At 43.7% G+C, this 17767-nt stretch carries 15 protein-coding genes and 1 tRNA gene; 2 read left to right on the top strand and 14 right to left on the bottom strand.

Annotation, left to right across the window (positions count from 1 at the left end; all coding sequences use genetic code 11):
* Nucleotides 1–6: 6 nt before the first annotated feature.
* The 11 genes from MUK70_RS25085 to smpB all read right to left on the bottom strand — a co-directional run bounded on the left by MUK70_RS25085 (nt 7) and on the right by smpB (nt 13132).
* On the bottom strand, nt 7–1113 hold the full coding sequence (locus tag MUK70_RS25085; protein ID WP_234657436.1) for a cytochrome c oxidase subunit II: 1107 nt from the start codon (nt 1111–1113) through the stop codon (nt 7–9).
* 21 nt (nt 1114–1134) lie between these two features.
* Nucleotides 1135–2490 carry a quinol:cytochrome C oxidoreductase gene (locus MUK70_RS25080; protein WP_234605626.1) on the bottom strand — a complete coding sequence of 452 codons (1356 nt, stop codon included), beginning with the start codon at nt 2488–2490 and terminating at the stop codon, nt 1135–1137.
* A gap of 32 nt (nt 2491–2522) precedes the next feature.
* Complete coding sequence (locus MUK70_RS25075; RefSeq protein ID WP_234605627.1) at nt 2523–3146, bottom strand: c-type cytochrome; 624 nt, start codon at nt 3144–3146, stop codon at nt 2523–2525.
* On the bottom strand, nt 3146–3676 hold the full coding sequence (locus MUK70_RS25070; RefSeq protein WP_026631756.1) for a DUF3341 domain-containing protein: 531 nt from the start codon (nt 3674–3676) through the stop codon (nt 3146–3148). Before MUK70_RS25070 ends, MUK70_RS25075 begins: the two co-directional genes overlap by 1 nt.
* A 34-nt stretch (nt 3677–3710) precedes the next feature.
* Entirely contained in the window at nt 3711–5144 is a 1434-nt protein-coding gene (gene nrfD, locus MUK70_RS25065) for an NrfD/PsrC family molybdoenzyme membrane anchor subunit (RefSeq protein WP_234657438.1), read from the bottom strand.
* A gap of 49 nt (nt 5145–5193) precedes the next feature.
* Nucleotides 5194–8286 carry a TAT-variant-translocated molybdopterin oxidoreductase gene (locus MUK70_RS25060; RefSeq protein ID WP_234657439.1) on the bottom strand — a complete coding sequence of 1031 codons (3093 nt, stop codon included), beginning with the start codon at nt 8284–8286 and terminating at the stop codon, nt 5194–5196.
* Between the two features lie 46 nt (nt 8287–8332).
* Nucleotides 8333–9643 carry a c-type cytochrome gene (locus tag MUK70_RS25055; protein ID WP_234605633.1) on the bottom strand — a complete coding sequence of 437 codons (1311 nt, stop codon included), beginning with the start codon at nt 9641–9643 and terminating at the stop codon, nt 8333–8335.
* A 261-nt stretch (nt 9644–9904) separates the two neighbouring features.
* Nucleotides 9905–9978: transfer RNA gene (locus MUK70_RS25050), tRNA-Cys, on the bottom strand.
* 82 nt (nt 9979–10060) lie between these two features.
* On the bottom strand, nt 10061–11887 hold the full coding sequence (gene rpsA, locus MUK70_RS25045) for a 30S ribosomal protein S1 (RefSeq protein WP_234605635.1): 1827 nt from the start codon (nt 11885–11887) through the stop codon (nt 10061–10063).
* Between the two features lie 199 nt (nt 11888–12086).
* Complete coding sequence (locus MUK70_RS25040) at nt 12087–12596, bottom strand: HNH endonuclease (RefSeq protein ID WP_234605637.1); 510 nt, start codon at nt 12594–12596, stop codon at nt 12087–12089.
* A 77-nt stretch (nt 12597–12673) separates the two neighbouring features.
* Nucleotides 12674–13132, bottom strand: a complete 459-nt coding sequence (smpB, locus tag MUK70_RS25035) for an SsrA-binding protein SmpB (RefSeq protein WP_234605639.1) — start codon at nt 13130–13132, stop codon at nt 12674–12676.
* Nucleotides 13133–13192: 60 nt separating this feature from the next.
* Between smpB and MUK70_RS25030 the strand changes: the two genes are divergently transcribed.
* Entirely contained in the window at nt 13193–13675 is a 483-nt protein-coding gene (locus MUK70_RS25030; protein WP_234657440.1) for a nuclear transport factor 2 family protein, read from the top strand.
* Here MUK70_RS25030 and MUK70_RS25025 read toward each other — a convergent pair.
* The gene (locus MUK70_RS25025; RefSeq protein ID WP_234657441.1) at nt 13672–14649 is read right to left on the bottom strand and encodes a radical SAM protein; all 978 of its coding nucleotides are present in this window, start codon (nt 14647–14649) and stop codon (nt 13672–13674) included. The genes MUK70_RS25030 and MUK70_RS25025 overlap by 4 nt on opposite strands.
* A 1-nt stretch (nt 14650) precedes the next feature.
* Entirely contained in the window at nt 14651–15493 is an 843-nt protein-coding gene (gene accD / locus MUK70_RS25020) for an acetyl-CoA carboxylase, carboxyltransferase subunit beta (protein WP_234605654.1), read from the bottom strand.
* A gap of 241 nt (nt 15494–15734) precedes the next feature.
* On the opposite strand from accD, the gene MUK70_RS25015 reads away from it, so the two are divergent.
* Nucleotides 15735–16277 (top strand): NADPH-dependent FMN reductase, encoded by a 543-nt coding sequence (locus MUK70_RS25015; RefSeq protein WP_255713505.1) that lies wholly within the window; start codon nt 15735–15737, stop codon nt 16275–16277.
* Between the two features lie 38 nt (nt 16278–16315).
* Here the strand turns inward: MUK70_RS25015 and ftsZ are convergent, their stop codons facing one another.
* The gene (gene ftsZ, locus MUK70_RS25010; RefSeq protein ID WP_234657442.1) at nt 16316–17749 is read right to left on the bottom strand and encodes a cell division protein FtsZ; all 1434 of its coding nucleotides are present in this window, start codon (nt 17747–17749) and stop codon (nt 16316–16318) included.
* Nucleotides 17750–17767 lie beyond the last annotated feature (18 nt).

Raw genomic sequence — 17767 nt, 5'->3', positions numbered from 1 at the left:
AACAAATTAGCGTAGAGTTGTACTTGATCCTGCTCCCCCTGTAGAAGTTGCTGAACTATCAGCAGGAGTAGCCGCTTCGGCTGGCACATATTTCATGGCCTTCGCTTTCAAATTCTCCGGTACTTTTGCAAGATACTCAGGATATGTCTGAAGGAAAGTCGCTTGCTCAGCACACCATTTCTTATAAGACGCCTCGTCTTCTACTATCAAACGCATTTTCATTGAGAAGTGCCCTTGTCCACAAACCTCCGTGCAAGCGATTTCATAATCGAAGTTAGCATTTCCAGTTTCAGCACGCATGTCAGCAGTCGTCTTATCTGCTACAAACCAGAATTTGGTTGGCATTCCAGGAACAGCATCCATTTTCACACGCATGTGAGGAATAAACACACTGTGCAAAACGTCCCTCGCCCGAATTCTAAGCAGCACCGGACGATTTACTGGAATGTGCATTTCACTTGGGTTTGTAAAGTCGTCAAATGAATTTTCATCGGAAAGATCAATACCAACTTCATTTTGAGAATCAATCAATTTGTAATTGTAATCTCCTAATTTATTATCATTCACGCCAGAGTAACGTGCGATCCAGTTGAATTGCTTTCCGGTGATTTCAATCACCTCCGCATCCCGCGGCGCATCGGAAGTAATATCCGACCAGGCTTTCCATCCTGTAAATACAAGAAGTGCCATTACAATCGCAGGAACAATAGTCCAGATAAGTTCAAGCCTGTGGTTATCAGGATAAAATGATGCGCGGTGGTTCTTCTTGTGCTGATATTTCCAGGCGAAGAAGAAAATCAGGAAATTGACAATAATGAACGGAATTGTCAAAATACCCATTGAGAACCAAAACAAATCATCCGTTCTGCGACCGTGAATGGAAGATGCCTCGGGCAGGAAAAATTCGCGAGCGTGCAGATATGACCACGTGATACTAACCGCGCCGCCAATCAGAATGACGATAAACATCGCCCCATTCCATTTGTTGCCTGACGGCTCCGCATCCGGCGAATCGGTTTTGTTTACATTTTTAAGAACATTCTGAAGCCTGGATACCACAACGCCTGTGAGAACCAGAAAAACAAGAGCAACTAATGCGATAATAATATACATAATGATAAACTGGTTTTGCAATTAGGCGATATCGTGATGCAATGACTCTTCCAACATTGGATGATTCCTTGGTATCAAATTTGCCTTCTCTAACTGGCTTGCAATTGAATAACCGAACGCACAAATAAACAGAAGGAAAAATCCCCATTCCAACGGACCGAACCCTGCACTTGACCCAAGCGTACCGGGCATTATATTGGTATAAAAATCCATATAATGACCAATGATCACACTCCAGCAAGCCACTTTAAGAATTGAATGTGTATACTTCGCATCCCGCGTCATCAACACAAGGAACGGGAAGAAAAAATTCAAGAACAATGTAATGAAGAACGGCGCTTTGAAAATTCCGTCATGCCCTCTGAAACGCTCCAAGTAATAGATTGTCTCTTCTGGTAAGTTAGCATAGTAGATCAAAAGAAACTGTGCAAACCACACATATGTCCAGAAGATGCTGAATGCAAATACAAACTTTCCTAAATCTCTTAAATGGCTTGAGTTAACCGCTCTTAGATATCCGCGCTCTCTTAGCATTACAATAGTTAACGTAATCACAGCCAGACCAGCTACATGCCAGCTCGCCAATGTGTACCATCCAAACATTGTACTAAACCAGTGTGTATCAATTGACATTACGAAATCCCAAGCGGATGTTGACGATGTAACACCAAATACAACCAAAAACGCAGTTCCAAAACGGATCGACTTTTCGTAAAATTCAGTTCCACCGATTTCATCTTCTTTCAAAGACAAATTGCGGATCACACGCCACATTCCGTACCAGACAACGAAGTAAAATACAAGTCGGAATACAAAGAATGGCGTATTCAGGAATCCTCTTTTACCTGCAATAATAGGATCGTATTCTGGCCCACCAACTTCGTACAGCCCCTCGTGTGTCCAGTGAAATAGGTCATGGCCACCGAAGAAAAAAGTCAATAACATAACTATCCCCGTGAAAGGCAGAAAAGCTGGCAGCGCCTCAGGCACTCTTTTGAAAACCGCTGACCATCCGGCCTGAGCCAGATAATTGTATGAAATGAAAAACATTCCTATAACCGCCATACCTGTAAAGTAAACACCATTTACCCAAAGGTTAGCCCAAATGCGTGTCATCCAGCTCGCTTCGTGATGTCCTCCTGTTGCCGCGGCAGCTTCGTGTCCGGCAGCCCCATGCTCTGCTGCGCCATGTCCTACTGCTGCAGCCGCTTCTGCACCATGTGCAGCAGCTTCGTGTCCACCGCCGTTAGCAGCCAGATAAGCACCTAATATGATTAGCGCAACGCCTATGCCACCGCCTATTATCAAATTTCTTTTAGCCCCCGATGTAAATTCAAACCGTTCTTCAATAGAAGGAATCGAATGTGCTGATGCCATTATTTTTTTATTTCTCTGTTATCAAAAAGTAATTAAGCTCCCTTCTGCAATTTTTGTACATAATGTACTATTTTCCAACGCTCCTCAGGATTGATCTGAGATCCGTGTGGCCACATACGTGCTTTCCCATGCGTAATGACGTGGAAAATATGACCTTCATTCAGATTTTTATAGGCGTCGCTCGCATAGTTAGGAACCCCTTTATACATCGCAGCAACTTTTCCGTCTCCGGCTCCTGCTGCTCCGTGGCAATGCTGGCAATATCTGTCGTAAAGTACTTTACCTTCCGCCAATGTATTTTCATTTAATGGAATCGGGTTTTTCAATACACGTTCCGAGATAGAAATACTGTCGGCCGGAATGTTGTAAACCATCAAATCCGTGCTAGCAGAATCCGATTCACCGAAAGACGTTTGGTAATTACGTCTCGCGACTGTTCCTGCAACCGGCAATCTCATGGTCAAGCCCATCGGGTTAATAGGGTTGGCTTTTTCCTGTTTATAAGGTTCATAACCCACAGGGAGATACATATTAGGCGCATACTCTTTACCGGGATCGTTCGGATCCCTTTTGCAACCAGCGGCAGCAGTAAGCATTACGGCAGCAACTAACAGATACTTATATAGATTTCTAAATTTCATTTTCTCAAACTCCATTAAAATTGCTTAATGTTGACTTCCTCTGCTCCGCTATCTTTCAATGCCCTTGAAATCTCATCTTCTGACATTGAATTTCTTCCCAGATCTATCGCCATTACAAATTTGTTATCTGTCGATCGCAAGTCAAACCTCGGATGAAAGTGAGTACCGGGTCCCAGGCCATTTGAAATAAAGAATGTTGTTACCATTCCAAAAGCCGTGAACAAAACAGTAAGCTCGAAAGTAATAGGAATATAGTTTGGTATCGAAATCGGATCCTTGCCACCGACGATCATCGGCCAATCAATTCCCATTGTCCAGATCATCAACGTCAGTGCAACACAGCATCCCGTAACCCCGAACATAAATGCGGCAATCCCGATCCTTGTTCTTGGGTGACCTAACGCTTCGTCCAATCCGTGAATCGGAAAAGGAGAATACACTTCTTTAATTTTTACTCCTGCTTTTCTGAGCTTTGGCACTGCGTGAAGAACAGTATCGTCATCGTCGTAGACTCCGACCAAATATTTACCAGATAATTCTGCCATATCAATACTTATATTAAAATACCTGTCAGTCTAATTATTCTTTGTCCTTATCAAAAGCCGGTTCTGCCGTACCACGCTGTCTCACTTTTGCAACACCCGCAATTTTTGTAGGCAGATTAGCAGAAGTTGAACGGATCACCGCTTTTACTTCGGCCATATTCACCACCGGCAGATATTTCGAGAACAACAGGAATAGGGTAAAGAACAATCCGAATGAGAAAATGTAGTCACCAATGTCATAACGGGTAGGCGAGAACATTGCCCAGCTAGAAGGGATATAGTCACGGTGCAACGAAGTAACAATGATCACGAAACGCTCGAACCACATACCAATGTTTACAACTACCGAAATAAAGAATGTAAATGTGATGCTTCTGCGCAGTTTTCTTGACCAGAAAAGCTGTGGAGAAATTACGTTACAAGTCATCATCGCCCAATATGCCCACCAATAAGGTCCAGTCATACGGTTGAAGAATGCATAATATTCATATTCAACACCTGAATACCAAGCGATAAAGAACTCGGTAATGTAGGCCACACCAACCACAGAACCGGTTAATGTGATAACCTTGTTCATTGTTTCAATGTGCTCTAATGTGATGTAATCTTCAAGCTTGTAAACAACCCTTGTGATAAGCATGAGGTTTTGAACCATTGCAAACCCGGAGAAGATCGCACCTGCAACGAAGTAAGGAGGGAAAATTGTCGTATGCCATCCTGGAATTACGGACGTTGCAAAGTCCATACTTACAATGGTGTGAACCGAAAGTACAAGCGGGGTTGAAAGACCTGCAAGAATTAAGCTGATGTATTCGTAACGAGCCCAAGTTTTTGCTGATCCGTCCCATCCCATTGCAAATGTTCCGTACATCAAACGGGAGATTTTGCTCGTTGCACGGTCGCGGATTGTAGCAAGGTCAGGAATAAGACCAATGTACCAGAATACCAACGAAACCGAGAAGTATGTGCTGATTGCAAATACGTCCCAAACAAGCGGTGAGTTGAAGTTAACCCAAAGAGATCCGAACGCGTTTGGAAGCGGAAGCGCCCAATATGCCATCCAGGGACGGCCCATGTGCATAAGGATAAATGATGCCGCGCAGATAACCGCAAAAATAGTCATCGCTTCTGCCGCACGGTTAATAGATGTTCTCCACTTCTGACGGAACAAGAGCAAGATCGCTGAAATCAGGGTTCCGGCGTGACCGATACCAACCCACCAAACGAAGTTTGTGATATCCCATGCCCAGCCAACTGTCTTGTTAAGACCCCATACGCCAAGCCCTTCCCACCAAGTCCATGCAAGACAAACCGATCCATAAGCCAAAACAATCAGAGAAAGCCCAAAAGCAATTTTCCATTCCTTGGTTGGAGCTCCTTCAACATGCCGACAAATGTCTTCCGTTACGTCTGCGTACGTTTTCCCACCTTGGATCAGTGGTTCTCTTACAGGTGAAGTAACATGCATACTACTATAATTTATAATGATTTAATCTTCTTTAAACTCTATTTTCAAATTAAGCGTGTTCCTTTTTTTCAGGAGCTTTCGCAGCAGCGTCTTTGTTACGGACCTTGGTCAGGTAAGAAATCTGAGGACGTACGTTAATCTCTTCCAACATATGGAATGCGCGGCCTTCTTTCTCAACTTCAAGCAATTTCGAAATTCTGCTTTCAGGATCGTTCATATCTCCAAAAGTGATCGCGTTGGTAGGGCAAGACGAAGCACAGGCAACATTTACTTCTCCATCCACGATGCGTCTTCTTTCTTTCTTAGCAGTCAACTTAGCGTCCTGAATTCTGTGAACGCACATTGAGCACTTTTCAATAACTCCTCTCGAACGTACAGTTACGTCAGGATTGATCACCATTTTACCTAAATCATTGTTGAAGTGGTAATCAAAGTTATCGTTGTCGAAATATTTGAACCAGTTAAAACGGCGTACTTTATAAGGGCAGTTGTTTGCACAATATCTTGTACCAACGCAACGGTTGTAAGTCATTTGGTTAAGCCCTTCTGAACTGTGCGTAGTTGCTAAAACAGGGCAAACCGTTTCGCAAGGCGCGTTGTTACAGTGCTGGCAAAGCATTGGCTGGAACGTAACTTCCGGGTTTTCAGAAGCGATTTCCAATCCTCTCAAATCTTCCACATCCGCGTCACTGCTGTAATAGCGGTCAATCCGTAACCAATGCATTTCACGGCTATTGATCACTTCCTGACGTCCTACAACCGGAATGTTGTTTTCTGCCTGGCAGCTAATTACGCATGAGCCACAACCAAAACATGTGTTCAGGTCAATGACCATTCCCCATGAGTGGTTTTTATATTTATGTCCGTTCCAAAGAGACAGATCTGTTGCATCAACAACTCCATCAGATGTCGGGATTTTCGGAACAAACCGGCCCGCCATTGGATCTTTCTGGAAATGAGCAAGCACTGTTTCCTGCAAAACCGATTTACGGTTCATTACCGTGTTGTGCGTCTGAGTCTGAGCGATTTCTCTGGTTTCACCTGTTTTGGAAACAATAGCTTCACCAGGGGCAAAGGTCAAATAACCGTCAGCAAATGCAGCCAATGGATACACATTCTTTCCAACACCATTTGCAGATTTACCAGCTTTCTCCCGGCCAAATCCAATCGCAATCGCAACCGTTCCATTTGCCAGACCTGGCTGAATGATTACCGGCACTTCAACCGCTTTTCCTTTAATATCTACCTTAACCACATCTCCCTGCTCGAAGCCAAGCTCTGCAGCTGTTTTTTGGGAAATACATGCGTGGTTGTCCCAGCACGCTTTGGTTATCGGCTCAGGCAACTCCTGAAGCCATGGGTTATTTGCTGCAAATCCGTTACCAAGACCGATGTTTTCGAACAAGGCAAGTTCTATTCCCGTAGAAGAAGCTTTATATTTTTTTGCAATTCCGGAAGCTGCCGCGCTTAGATTTCCTGCGAAAGTTGCTCCCGAAGCTGCCAGAGTTGCAGGCGCGTCATACACACCATCATGAAGGGACTTAATCCAGAATTGCTCAAAATCTCCTGTTCCTCCTTGTGTGTAGACACTTTTTCTCCAATATGCCTTAATGTATTCGTGATAATCAGATGCCAATCCTGCCCATTTCAACAAGCTGGCTTGCGCCTGACGCGTGCTGAAAATCATGCTGATCGCTGGCTGCGCAAGACTGTAAGATCCGGCAACAGGCTCAGCATCATTCCAGGATTCAAGATAATGTGGGGCTGGACAAATGTATTTTAACAATGAAGATGTTTCGTCAGCGCGATCATTGAATGAAACGCTCAGGCCGACTCTTGGCAAAGCCGCTGCCAGTTCTGCCCCACGTGGGTGGTCGTAAACCGGGTTAGCACCGAATAAAATCAATGCTGCCACTTTTCCGCCTTTCACATCGTCGATCAAACCGTTCATCGCCACATCATTTCCTTGACGATAATTAGCAGGCTTATCCAGGTTAATGGTCGTTCCGTAGCTGCCTAGCAAGCTGTTCAATGCATTAATAACCACCTGAACAGATGCATCATTAATACCACTTACAACCAGTGACTGCCCTTTCGCAGCAACTAACTCTGTTGCTGCTTTGTCAAGGTTAGGAACTTCTATCGCAGCAGCTGAGATTGGAGATCCTCCTAATTTGGCTGCCACTTTATTATAGAGAGAGGCTGCAACCAGTCCTAGCTGTGATGGTTTTACTGCCGTGCGGTAATCAGCATTGGATCCCGTAACTGAAAGAATCGATTCAAACTGATAGTGGCGCGACATTTCTTTTTTACCTTCTTTGTCGCTGCCCAATCTGCGTGTTTCTGCAAACTGTGCGGAGAAAGTATCAGGAGAAATCCAGGTTCCAAGAAAGTCAGCGTCAATGCCGACGATTACCTTTGCTTTACTGAAATCGTAAGACGGGAAAACTGCTTTGCCAAACGAAAGCTCATTTCCTTTCAAAATCGCAGAAGACGAATTCGCATCATACATGACATGCGAAGTTGTCGGGTATTTTGTAGTGAAATCGGCAATAACTGATTTCGTAGACGGGCTCAAAATAGTAGAAGAAAGAATTCTGATTGCTCCGCCCTGTGCAGCGATCCGCCCTAATTGATCAACTATTTCTTTGTCAACTGTATCCCAGCTAACTTTCGTATCGTCACCCTTTTTAGGTCCTTTTAATTTTTCGTTATCATACAATCCTAAAAGCGACGCATGAACACGTGCGCTTACACCATAAGATGTTTTAGAAAGAGAATTGGGTTCAATCTTAACAGGTCTTCCTTCGCGTGTTTTGACCAAAATGCTCGCATAATCTCCGCCTTCGGCGTAAGTTGATGCGTACCAGTTTGCTATGGTCGGGAATTCTCCTTCAGGCTTGTTAACGTATGGTATTGCTTTCTTTACAGGTGCTTCGCAAGCTGCTAACGATACAGCAGCCATTCCAAAACCCAGCACTTTCAAAAAATCTCGGCGGTGGGTTCCCGCACCATCCACCAAACTTTCGTATTGGCTTTCGGTTGGTCCGTCGGAAAACTCAGAACGCGCTTCTTTTACAAACTTTTCGTCATTCCGCAGCTCTTCCAGTCCCCGCCAGTATCTTTTATTAGTATTTTCCATAAAACTATTCAATACAAATGAGTTGTATCAGGTATTATTTTTTTGATTAATAGTGGCATTTAGAACACTCCAACCCACCTATATCAGCAACTTTCAATGCTTCTTTGCTTTCGCCAGCGTGCAGTTGTACCAACTTATCGTAGTACTTATTATCCTTGGTATTAACCTCCGTTTTACGGTGACAGTCGATACACCATCCCATCGTTAAGGATGAGCGTTGCTGGATCACTTCCATTTTTTCAACTTCGCCGTGACAGTTCTGACATTCAAGTCCGCCAACATTAACGTGTTGAGCGTGATTAAAATAAGCCAGGTCGGGTAAGTTGTGAACACGCACCCATTCAATCGGCTGATTGTTCTCGATAGAAGTGTAAATTTTCTGAATTTCAGGAGATTCCTTTTTGATAACGCCGTGACAGTTCATACAAATGTTGGCAGAAGGAATGTGCGCCGATTTACCACGATTAACACCGGTGTGGCAATAATTACAGTCGATCTTATACTCACCTGCGTGTAATTTGTGCGAGAATGAAATCGGCTGTTTTGGTGCGTAACCTTGTTGCACACCCACACTATACGCACCATCCAATGTTGCCTTTAAAACAAGCAAAACGAAGATCCAGATCGTTGCCGAACGAATCGCGGGATCGGAAGCAATTCTTTTTAGTGAGTTGCCAAGGCGCCCCATGAAGTCTCCCTTTTCAACAACCTCTCCTTCGCCGCTAACCGCTTTTGAAAGCAACGAGACGATCACAAGAAGAACGCCTAATACAAGCAGCATCACTACTACCAGCGCAGCAAGAACAATGACAAATAAATCGGAAGGACCACCTCCTTGCGCAGAAGCAGTTCCGGCAGAAGCACCACCTGCCGCAGGGGCAGCTGCCGCAGGAGCAGCAGATCCAGCCTGATCCACATATGCAAAGATTCCTTTAATATCATCATCTGATAAATTAGGGAAGCTCGTCATCTGCGCTTTGGAATATTCATTGTAAATTTTAACTCCATAGGGATCACCCGAAGCGATCACAGCCTGGGAATTACGAACCCACTTGGCAAGCCACGCAAAGTCATGACGGCCGCTTGCACCTTTAAGGCCTGGGCCAACTACGCGCTCGTCTGTGACAGCATGGCACTGCGCGCAATTGTTTTTAAATAACGTTTCACCTTTTGCGGCATCACCTCCACCAGCTGGAGCTGCCCCCGCAGCGGCCCCGCCCGCAGCTGCTGTGCTGTCCTGTGCGTATATTAAGTTAGGAACACCTAATAAAATAGCAAGAGCGACACTGGCTATAAATGTTTTTGAGTAACTAAAGAAGGAACAAAACTTAGCGTCCTTTCGGAATGGTATATTCATAATCAACTATTCATTATTCTTCAACAGACAAAACTAGTTCACGATCTTTTATCCACAAAAGTATTTAAAGGATATTTTGAGCGCCCACCTTATTTATAATTTGTCTAATTTATCCACACTTTGCCCCACTTACGAAGGTTAAATTTTTTGTTGATTTTCAGGCACTTAGCAATAAAAAATGCCATTTGGAAACCTAATCCGAGGTTTCAAGCAAATGGCATTTTTCTGCTATAAAATTGTGTGCCAATTCCATCATGACACTGGAGGTTCCGAGCGGATTCGAACCGCTGTACGAGGTTTTGCAGACCTCTGCCTAGCCACTCGGCCACGGAACCAAATTTGGATTAGCTGCTGCTTACGCTGGCAGCTAATCCGGGTGCAAAAGTATCAAAAAAATCCGCTACTCCGCTATATTCTTTACTTTTTTCCTTTCTTTTCGCTTTCTTCCATTTGCTCTTTCAATGCTGAAAGAACGCTCAAGTCTCCGAAAGTAGATTTCTCACCTTCTTTGGTTGAATCCGCAACAGGAGCACTTTTCGCAGGAGCAGACGACTGTGCTTTCGCAGGACGGTCTTCTTTCTTCTCCTCAGGAGCAGGCGCTGCTTTGGTTACTTTGGAATGCGTAAGAACTATTTTCTTCTCGTCTTTCAAGAATTCAAGGACAGTGAAGTCAAGGCTTTCACCAACTTCTGCCACTGTGCCATCTTCCTTAGTCAGGTTTTTAATAGCCGAAACGCCTTCGATTCCGTAAGGAAGTTCAAGTGTTGCGAATTTATCACCTTTTGCAACGATTGTAGATTTATGAACAGAACCCACTTCAAAGATGCTTTCGAAAGTATCCCATGGGTTTTCTTCAAGTTGTTTGTGACCAAGAGCCAGACGACGGTTGTCCGCATCCAATTCAAGAACAACAACTTCAAGCTCGTCATTTACTTTAACGAAATCCGAAGGATGTTTGATTTTCTTAGTCCAAGAAAGGTCAGATACGTGTACAAGACCGTCGATTCCTTCTTCAAGCTCGATGAACAAACCGAAGTTAGTAAGGTTGCGAACAACTCCTTTGTGACGTGTTCCGATTGCATACTTGTCTTTCAACGAAGCCTGTGTCCAAGGATCCTCAGTCAGTTGCTTAATTCCAAGAGACATTTTGCGCTCGTTACGATCCAGTGTCAAAACTACTGCACTGATCTCATCATTTACGTTCATGAATTCCTGAGGATTGCGCAGGTGCTGAGACCATGACATTTCAGAAACGTGGATCAAACCTTCAACACCTGGTTTGATTTCAAGGAATGCGCCGTAGTCAGCAACATTAACGATACGACCTGTAACTTTCGATCCAACCTGGATTTCTTCTGCAAGAGAATCCCATGGGTGAGACTGAAGTTGTTTCAAGCCAAGAGAGATACGTTTTTTCTCTTCATCAAAGTCAAGAACAACCACGTTCAATTTCTGATCAAGCGCAAGCAAGTCAGATGGGTGGTTGATACGACCCCATGAAATGTCTGTAATGTGAAGAAGACCATCAACACCACCAAGGTCAATGAACACACCGAAGTTTGTCATGTTCTTGATAACGCCTTCCAGAACCTGGCCTTTTTCAAGGTTGTTCAAGATTTGCTGACGTTGTGCTTCAAGATCTTTTTCGATCAATATTTTGTGAGAAACAACTACGTTATCATTTGCGTAATTGATCTTAACAACTTTAACCTCCATACGTTTTCCAACAAAAATGTCGAAATCGCGGATTGGTTTAACATCGATTTGTGAACCTGGCAAGAAAGCCTCGATGCCGAATATATCAACAATAAGACCACCCTTGGTTCTTCTTTTCACGTTAGCATCAATAACAACATCCTCGTCGAACGATTTCTGAATGTTATCCCATGCTGTAATAACTTTGGCTTTTTTGCGTGAAAGAACAAGCTGACCTTGAGCGTCTTCCTGGTTTTCTACGTAAACTTCCACTTCGTCGCCAATTTTCATTCCTGGCAAATCGCGGAATTCATTGGAAGAAACGATACCATCAGATTTGAAACCGATGTTAAGGATAACTTCCCTGTCTGTAATACCAACTACAATACCTTTTACTACTTCTTTTTCCTGAACAGGAGAAATCGTAGTCTCATACATTTGTTCGAAACGATCGCGGTCCGCAGTTGAATAACCTGTACCGAAACCTTTGTCTGCTGCTTTATCCCAATCGAAATCGGGAAGTGGTTGAGTTTGAATTTCCTTAGACATAAATAGGAATTACTGCTCTGTGTACATCAGCCTCCGAGCTAAACGGCTGAAAATTAGTTAAACAAGTATTTTTTGAAAAAATAGAGCGCAAAAGTACACGTTTTCAAAATATTATCCCAGGATGACAGGATTTTTATTTGAAAATCAGGAGAAAAGGAAATCTTAATGAAGGGAAGGGCGGTGAAAGGGGAAACAAAACTTAGTAATTCCGCTCCTTAACGCCCAGATAGGGAAGCCATTCATCGTCGGCTAAACCGGAAAAATCGCGGATAAACATTAAAAACGAAGGACGAAACGGGCGCTGGCGGAGGGGCATGCCAACTTCCTCTGGTGTATGGTCGCCTTTTCGGGAATTACAGCGCTTGCAGGCGGTGGCGAGATTATCCCAGGTTGTTTTGCCGCCTCTGGACTTCGGGATAACGTGGTCTAATGTAAGGTTATCATGTGTGCCGCAATACTGACATCGGTTACTGTCCCGCTTGAAAAGGTTTTGCCTCGTCATAACTACGCCTCGGTAGGGAATATGAATGTATCGGTTGAGGCGGATCACGACGGGCATGGGATATTTGTCGTTCACCGTTCGCAGATAATCCCGCGGGGATTCGGCCAGCATTTCGGCCTTGTTCATGTAAACTAATAAAAACGCCTTTGGAACTGTGCAAACACTTAACGCACTATAATCTTGATTAAGAACCAGTACTTTACCCATGAGCCCTCGAGGTATTTAATTCCGACAATATAGGAATTTTTACCTAAAAAAACGCGCCAGGAATTTCAATTATTGCGCTAAAAATTCATCCGATCCGTTTCGCGCTTTACATCTCTTTCTTTGATCGTATCACGCTTATCGTAAAGCTTTTTACCTTTCGCCAGAGCGATGTGTAACTTCGCAAATCCGCGTTCGCTTGTAAACAGTCTAACCGGAATAATCGTCAGACCTTGATCTTTGAGGTTTTCGGTCAATTTTTTCCTTTCCCTTTTTGTAATGAGCAGTTTGCGATCGCGCATAGGATCGTGATTGAAATGCGTTCCTTCGGTATAGGGAGAAATGTGTAAGCTTCTGATATAGAGCTCTCCATCCATAAAAAGACAATATGCATCCTGAAAATTCACTTTGCCTTGCCGGATTGATTTAATTTCAGTTCCAGTCAATGCCATTCCGGCCGTGAATTCTTCAAGGAAGAAGTATTCAAATGATGCCTTGCGGTTTTTAATATCTACTTTTTTAACTATTTTTTCGGACATATCAATTTCTCAAATTCAAAAGGGGCTCAAAATTAAGCTTTTGTTAAAACTATACCAATTATGAAAAAGCACGCACGCATGAACTATCCAAGATTCATCCTCTTTTCTTTCATCTATGTTTTTTGCGCTAATAGTGCATTTAGTCAACAATATGATCCTGGCATTATGGGCACGGTGAATGCATTATTTGACGGTATGCGAGCGGGAGATTCAACGAAGGTGCGAAACGCTTTTGCGCTGGGTAGTACAATGATGTCGGTGCCGGAAAACCCAAAGGACTCTATTGCTGTTAAGAAAAGTTCGATTGATGGATTTGTGAAAGCGGTTGGCAAGCCACATCCGGATAAGTGGGATGAGCGGATTTATAGTCCTAAGATTTCCGTGGACGGGCCTATGGCCATTGTTTGGGCGCCTTATAAGTTTTATTTAGGAGAGAAGTTTTCACATTGCGGTGTGAATGTCTTCACATTGGTCAAAATAAGCAAAGGATGGAAAATCAGTTCAATTACGGATACGCGTAGAAAGGACGGCTGCTCAAATTAAAGCCCAACCATTTGTTTCCAGGTGCCTTTAATCCGATTGTACTTAATGGTGCTGGGAAGTGCTTTCCACCAGTATTTATTCATTTCAACTGCAAAGGAAGGTTGCATGTAGCAGTTAATTGCGCAACTTTCACATGCGGGCAATTTCCCTTCGAGCGCAACGAGTTTTTGCACTTCGTCGGAATGATAGAGATCAAAAAGATTTCCTTCGATTGGAAAATCTTTCAATCCCAAATGATAGCAGGGCAAAACAAGTTTGTTTTCTGGAGAGATAACAATTGTTGTGCTGGCGGCTTTGCAAACAGGGTTATCTACGTGATTTCCGCCATCAAGTCTCAGTTGAACAAAAGCATCGTTGAGATAGACATTCTTTTGTTTTCCCCACCAGGTGAGCTCATTTAATGTTTCTTTCGAAAGATTAGAGCCAACATTGTTATATTCAAAAACCGGATTTAAAATCAGGATAAGGTCATTTGGCAAACAAACTTCTTCCCACAACCGTCTTATTTTATCAACATTGTCCTCGAAAACCGTGAAAATAATATCCGGACGCTCGCCTAATGATTTGGCAATAGCAATGGATTCCATCACTTTATCAAAGCATTTTACTCCTCTCGATTTATCATGCTCGTCACGATCAGGCGAATCGAGTGAGAAGTGGAGCATATCAACAAGGCCGCGGAGTTTTTCAGCCTGTCTGGGATAAAGTAAACCATTGCTTGTCACGGTTGTGATCATTCCATGGTCCTTGGCTTCATTTAAAAGCACATCCAACTGCCGGTGAAGCAGTGGTTCTCCACCGGTAAAATCAATGACCTTAACGCCGAGCTTTTTTAAATCCCTTAAATTTTCTCTTAGATTTTCAACTGTAATGTAAGGCGAAGGCTTTTCCCAAATGTCGCAAAAACTACATGAAGCGTTACAGCGATAGGTTACGTAGTAATTGCAAAGGACCGGATGGGAAATCAAACGCATATCAACGAAGCATGGTAAGCAGGCTGGTTAACTTATCTTTCAAATCCTTACGATCCACAATGAAATCCAGGAAACCGTGTTCAAGCACGAACTCAGCGCTTTGAAAACCTTTTGGCAAGTCCTTACCAATCGTCTCACGAATAACACGTGGTCCCGCAAAGCCGATTAAAGCCTCTGGCTCGGAAATGTTAAAATCTCCCAACATTGCATACGATGCCGTAACGCCGCCCGTTGTAGGGTCCGTCAACAATGATATATAAGGCACTTTTGCATCGGATAACTGAGCGAGGCGCGCAGAAGTCTTAGCCATTTGCATCAATGAAAAACCTGCCTCCATCATACGAGCGCCACCGGATTTGGAAATCATTAAAAAAGGAGACTTATGCTCCAAAGAATAACTGATAGCACGGGCGATTTTTTCTCCTACAACAGATCCCATTGATCCACCAATGAAATTGAAATCCATACAGGCGATAACAATATTCAAACCATTCATCTTTCCATGTCCCGTGCGCACCGCGTCTTTCAGCCCTGTTTTCTGCATTGTAGACTTAATGCGATCCGGATAAGCTTTGGTATCAACAAAATGAAGCGGGTCGCCCGACGTAAGATTTTCGTCCAGCTCTATAAATTCATTATCATCAAACAAAAGGTTGAAATAAACATCAGATCCCACTTTTTCGTGGTAATTACAATGCGGGCAAGTGTAAGCATTCTGCTTATGTTCTCTGGTAGGCGTAATTTTCTTGCAATTCGAACATTGATACCACAACCCGTCGGGAGCTTCACGCTTCATTTCGGTGGGTGTATTAATGCCTTTCTCTTTCCGAATAAACCAGGACATATTAGTACGTGAGTTAATGTTTAAAAATCTGAATATCAGACCCTTAACCTCTTTTCATGATGAATATTAGGCTCAAATATAACAATAAATGTTGTGTATAGTGAAACGAAGTGAGCCGTTATACTGCATTGATAAGCGCTTTACGTCTCTAACTTGAACAATTTTGTCCTTAATTTGTTACTTTATCAACGCCTTATGACCGGCTAAGTGGGCTCCGGACTATTTATACTTTGCTTTTCTAATGACAACAACTTCTTCCCCTATCGTGATAATCGTTGGTACGAACAGGCCCAATTCAATGTCGCGGAAAATAGCTGATTATTACCAGGAAATACTGAATAACCTGAACGCTCCGAGTACAATTCTGGACTTGGTTAACCTGCCAAACGACTTTACTGTGTCGGCGATGTACGAAAATTCTGGAAAGAACGAAGATTTTAATAGCCTGAAATCTTTACTTGAACAAACAGACAAGTTCGTTTTTATCGTTCCTGAATACAATGGCTCTTATCCAGGCGTTCTGAAAGCATTTATCGATGGACTTCCCTATCCCAATAGTTTTACCAACAAAAAAGCTGCTCTTGTAGGTTTGTCTTCTAATATGCATGGTGCTGCATTGGCACTGAGCCATTTGAATGACGTATTTAGCTATCTGGGAATGAACACATTAGCGTTAAGGGTAAAGCTTGGCCAAATCCGCACGCATTATCACGAGCGCGTGATATCCAATGCTTTGTATAAAGAACTTTTGGAATTGCAGGCAGGTCAAATGATCCATTTCTAAACAAAATAGGGAGCGAATGCTCCCTATTTTGTTTAGTGTTATTTCAACCAATGCTGCTCCATTTCGGTGGCTGGAACTGCCGGGTGTTTCCAGAGTTCTACGCGGCTGCGACGGAACGCAGGCCCTTCCAGATCTCCGTATTTAACCAGGCCGTCTTTAAAGGACGCAACCATTATATCCAGTTTTTCGATCTCGTCATTATTCCAATCGTGATTGCCTCCAATATCGGTGATAGGCAATTGTGTGAACCTGCCAGGGATCATGTCACGATCAATAACAAGATCAATTGGGCCGGTTGGCGTAGCACCTTCCAGTTCGCTGGTTACAACCAGATCCGTTTCAAACGCTGGCTCTTCAATTGGTTTTATCTCTTCAACAACAGGTTTTGCCTGAGGTATTTTAGATTTAATGCCGTTTTTTAGCTCAATTCCCGGGATCGGCGACTCAATGCTGTCAAACCCTGCGGCAACAATGGTAACCCTTAATTTATCGCCCAAAGAATCGTCCGTGATCGTTCCCAGCTTGAACATCCGCGCTTCCCCTCCCACTTGCGAGAGTACATAACGCCAGATTTCACGCTGCTCCTTCATCGTGGCTTCTTTCTTTTTGCTGGTCGCCAGCGTTACCAGGATGCGTTTTGCTCCGCGGATATCCCTGTCATTCAAAAGCGGTGAATCCAACGCTTCTCTAATCGCCGTCTGCGCTCGGTCGGCTCCGGTTGACTCAGAGGTTCCCATTACGGACTGTCCCGCATTTTTAAGGACCTTCTCTACGTCTTTAAAGTCTGTGTTGATATTCCCGTTTGTCGTAATGATCTCGGAAATACTTTTTACGGCATTCAAAAGAATTCCATCCGCCTCTGCAAAAGCCTGGGTGAGTGTCATATCCTCATACAACTCTTCCAGCTTGTCATTCAAAACCACCAGCACTGTGTCGCTGTACTCTTTCAGTTGTTCAATTCCTTCCAGTGCCTGTTCTTTCTTATCAAGCCCTTCCCAAGTATAAGGCGCTGTAACGACAGCCACCGTGAGCTTACCCATTTCCTTTGCAAGCTGGGCAATGACGGGGGCAGCGCCTGTTCCCGTTCCACCACCCATACCGGCCGTAATAAACACCATTTGGGTCGATCCACCTAGCAGGTTTTTGATTTCCTCAATAGTTTCCAAAGCGGCTTCTTTACCCTTCGTAGCATCCGTTCCGGCTCCCAAACCTTGCGTTAATGTCGCCCCAAGCTGGATTTTCACGGGCACAGGGCTGTTGGCAAGCGCCTGGCGATCGGTATTGCAGACTGCAAACTCCACATCTTTGATCTTTCTCTCAAACATGTAGTTCACAGCATTGCTTCCCCCGCCCCCGACACCAATTACCTTGATAATGGCCGGTTCTTCCTGGTGTTCGCCGGTGGGCTGGTCTTTGATGATTTCGTTCACAATGTAGTCCTGGTCTAGAGATTGCAACAAGCTTTTATTCATATTTTCAGAGATTGAATG

The sequence above is a fragment of the Dyadobacter chenwenxiniae genome (genome assembly GCF_022869785.1).
Classification (GTDB): Bacteria; Bacteroidota; Bacteroidia; order Cytophagales; family Spirosomataceae; genus Dyadobacter; species Dyadobacter chenwenxiniae.
Note: the sequence above shows the minus strand (reverse complement) of the source record. Positions and strands in the feature narration are given on the sequence as shown.

What these genes read in the sequence shown, in the direction of transcription:
- rpsA (WP_234605635.1), bottom strand. Translation starts at nt 11,887, where the DNA reads ATGTCTAAGGAAATTCAAACTCAACCACTTCCCGATTTCGATTGGGAT.
- MUK70_RS25025 (WP_234657441.1), bottom strand. Translation starts at nt 14,649, where the DNA reads ATGCGTTTGATTTCCCATCCGGTCCTTTGCAATTACTACGTAACCTAT.
- MUK70_RS25070 (WP_026631756.1), bottom strand. Translation starts at nt 3,676, where the DNA reads ATGGCAGAATTATCTGGTAAATATTTGGTCGGAGTCTACGACGATGAC.
- MUK70_RS25015 (WP_255713505.1), top strand. Translation starts at nt 15,735, where the DNA reads ATGACAACAACTTCTTCCCCTATCGTGATAATCGTTGGTACGAACAGG.
- ftsZ (WP_234657442.1), bottom strand. Translation starts at nt 17,749, where the DNA reads ATGAATAAAAGCTTGTTGCAATCTCTAGACCAGGACTACATTGTGAAC.
- MUK70_RS25030 (WP_234657440.1), top strand. Translation starts at nt 13,193, where the DNA reads ATGAAAAAGCACGCACGCATGAACTATCCAAGATTCATCCTCTTTTCT.
- accD (WP_234605654.1), bottom strand. Translation starts at nt 15,493, where the DNA reads ATGTCCTGGTTTATTCGGAAAGAGAAAGGCATTAATACACCCACCGAA.
- nrfD (WP_234657438.1), bottom strand. Translation starts at nt 5,144, where the DNA reads ATGCATGTTACTTCACCTGTAAGAGAACCACTGATCCAAGGTGGGAAA.
- MUK70_RS25085 (WP_234657436.1), bottom strand. Translation starts at nt 1,113, where the DNA reads ATGTATATTATTATCGCATTAGTTGCTCTTGTTTTTCTGGTTCTCACA.
- MUK70_RS25040 (WP_234605637.1), bottom strand. Translation starts at nt 12,596, where the DNA reads ATGGGTAAAGTACTGGTTCTTAATCAAGATTATAGTGCGTTAAGTGTT.
- MUK70_RS25080 (WP_234605626.1), bottom strand. Translation starts at nt 2,490, where the DNA reads ATGGCATCAGCACATTCGATTCCTTCTATTGAAGAACGGTTTGAATTT.
- smpB (WP_234605639.1), bottom strand. Translation starts at nt 13,132, where the DNA reads ATGTCCGAAAAAATAGTTAAAAAAGTAGATATTAAAAACCGCAAGGCA.
- MUK70_RS25060 (WP_234657439.1), bottom strand. Translation starts at nt 8,286, where the DNA reads ATGGAAAATACTAATAAAAGATACTGGCGGGGACTGGAAGAGCTGCGG.
- MUK70_RS25055 (WP_234605633.1), bottom strand. Translation starts at nt 9,643, where the DNA reads ATGAATATACCATTCCGAAAGGACGCTAAGTTTTGTTCCTTCTTTAGT.
- MUK70_RS25075 (WP_234605627.1), bottom strand. Translation starts at nt 3,146, where the DNA reads ATGGAGTTTGAGAAAATGAAATTTAGAAATCTATATAAGTATCTGTTA.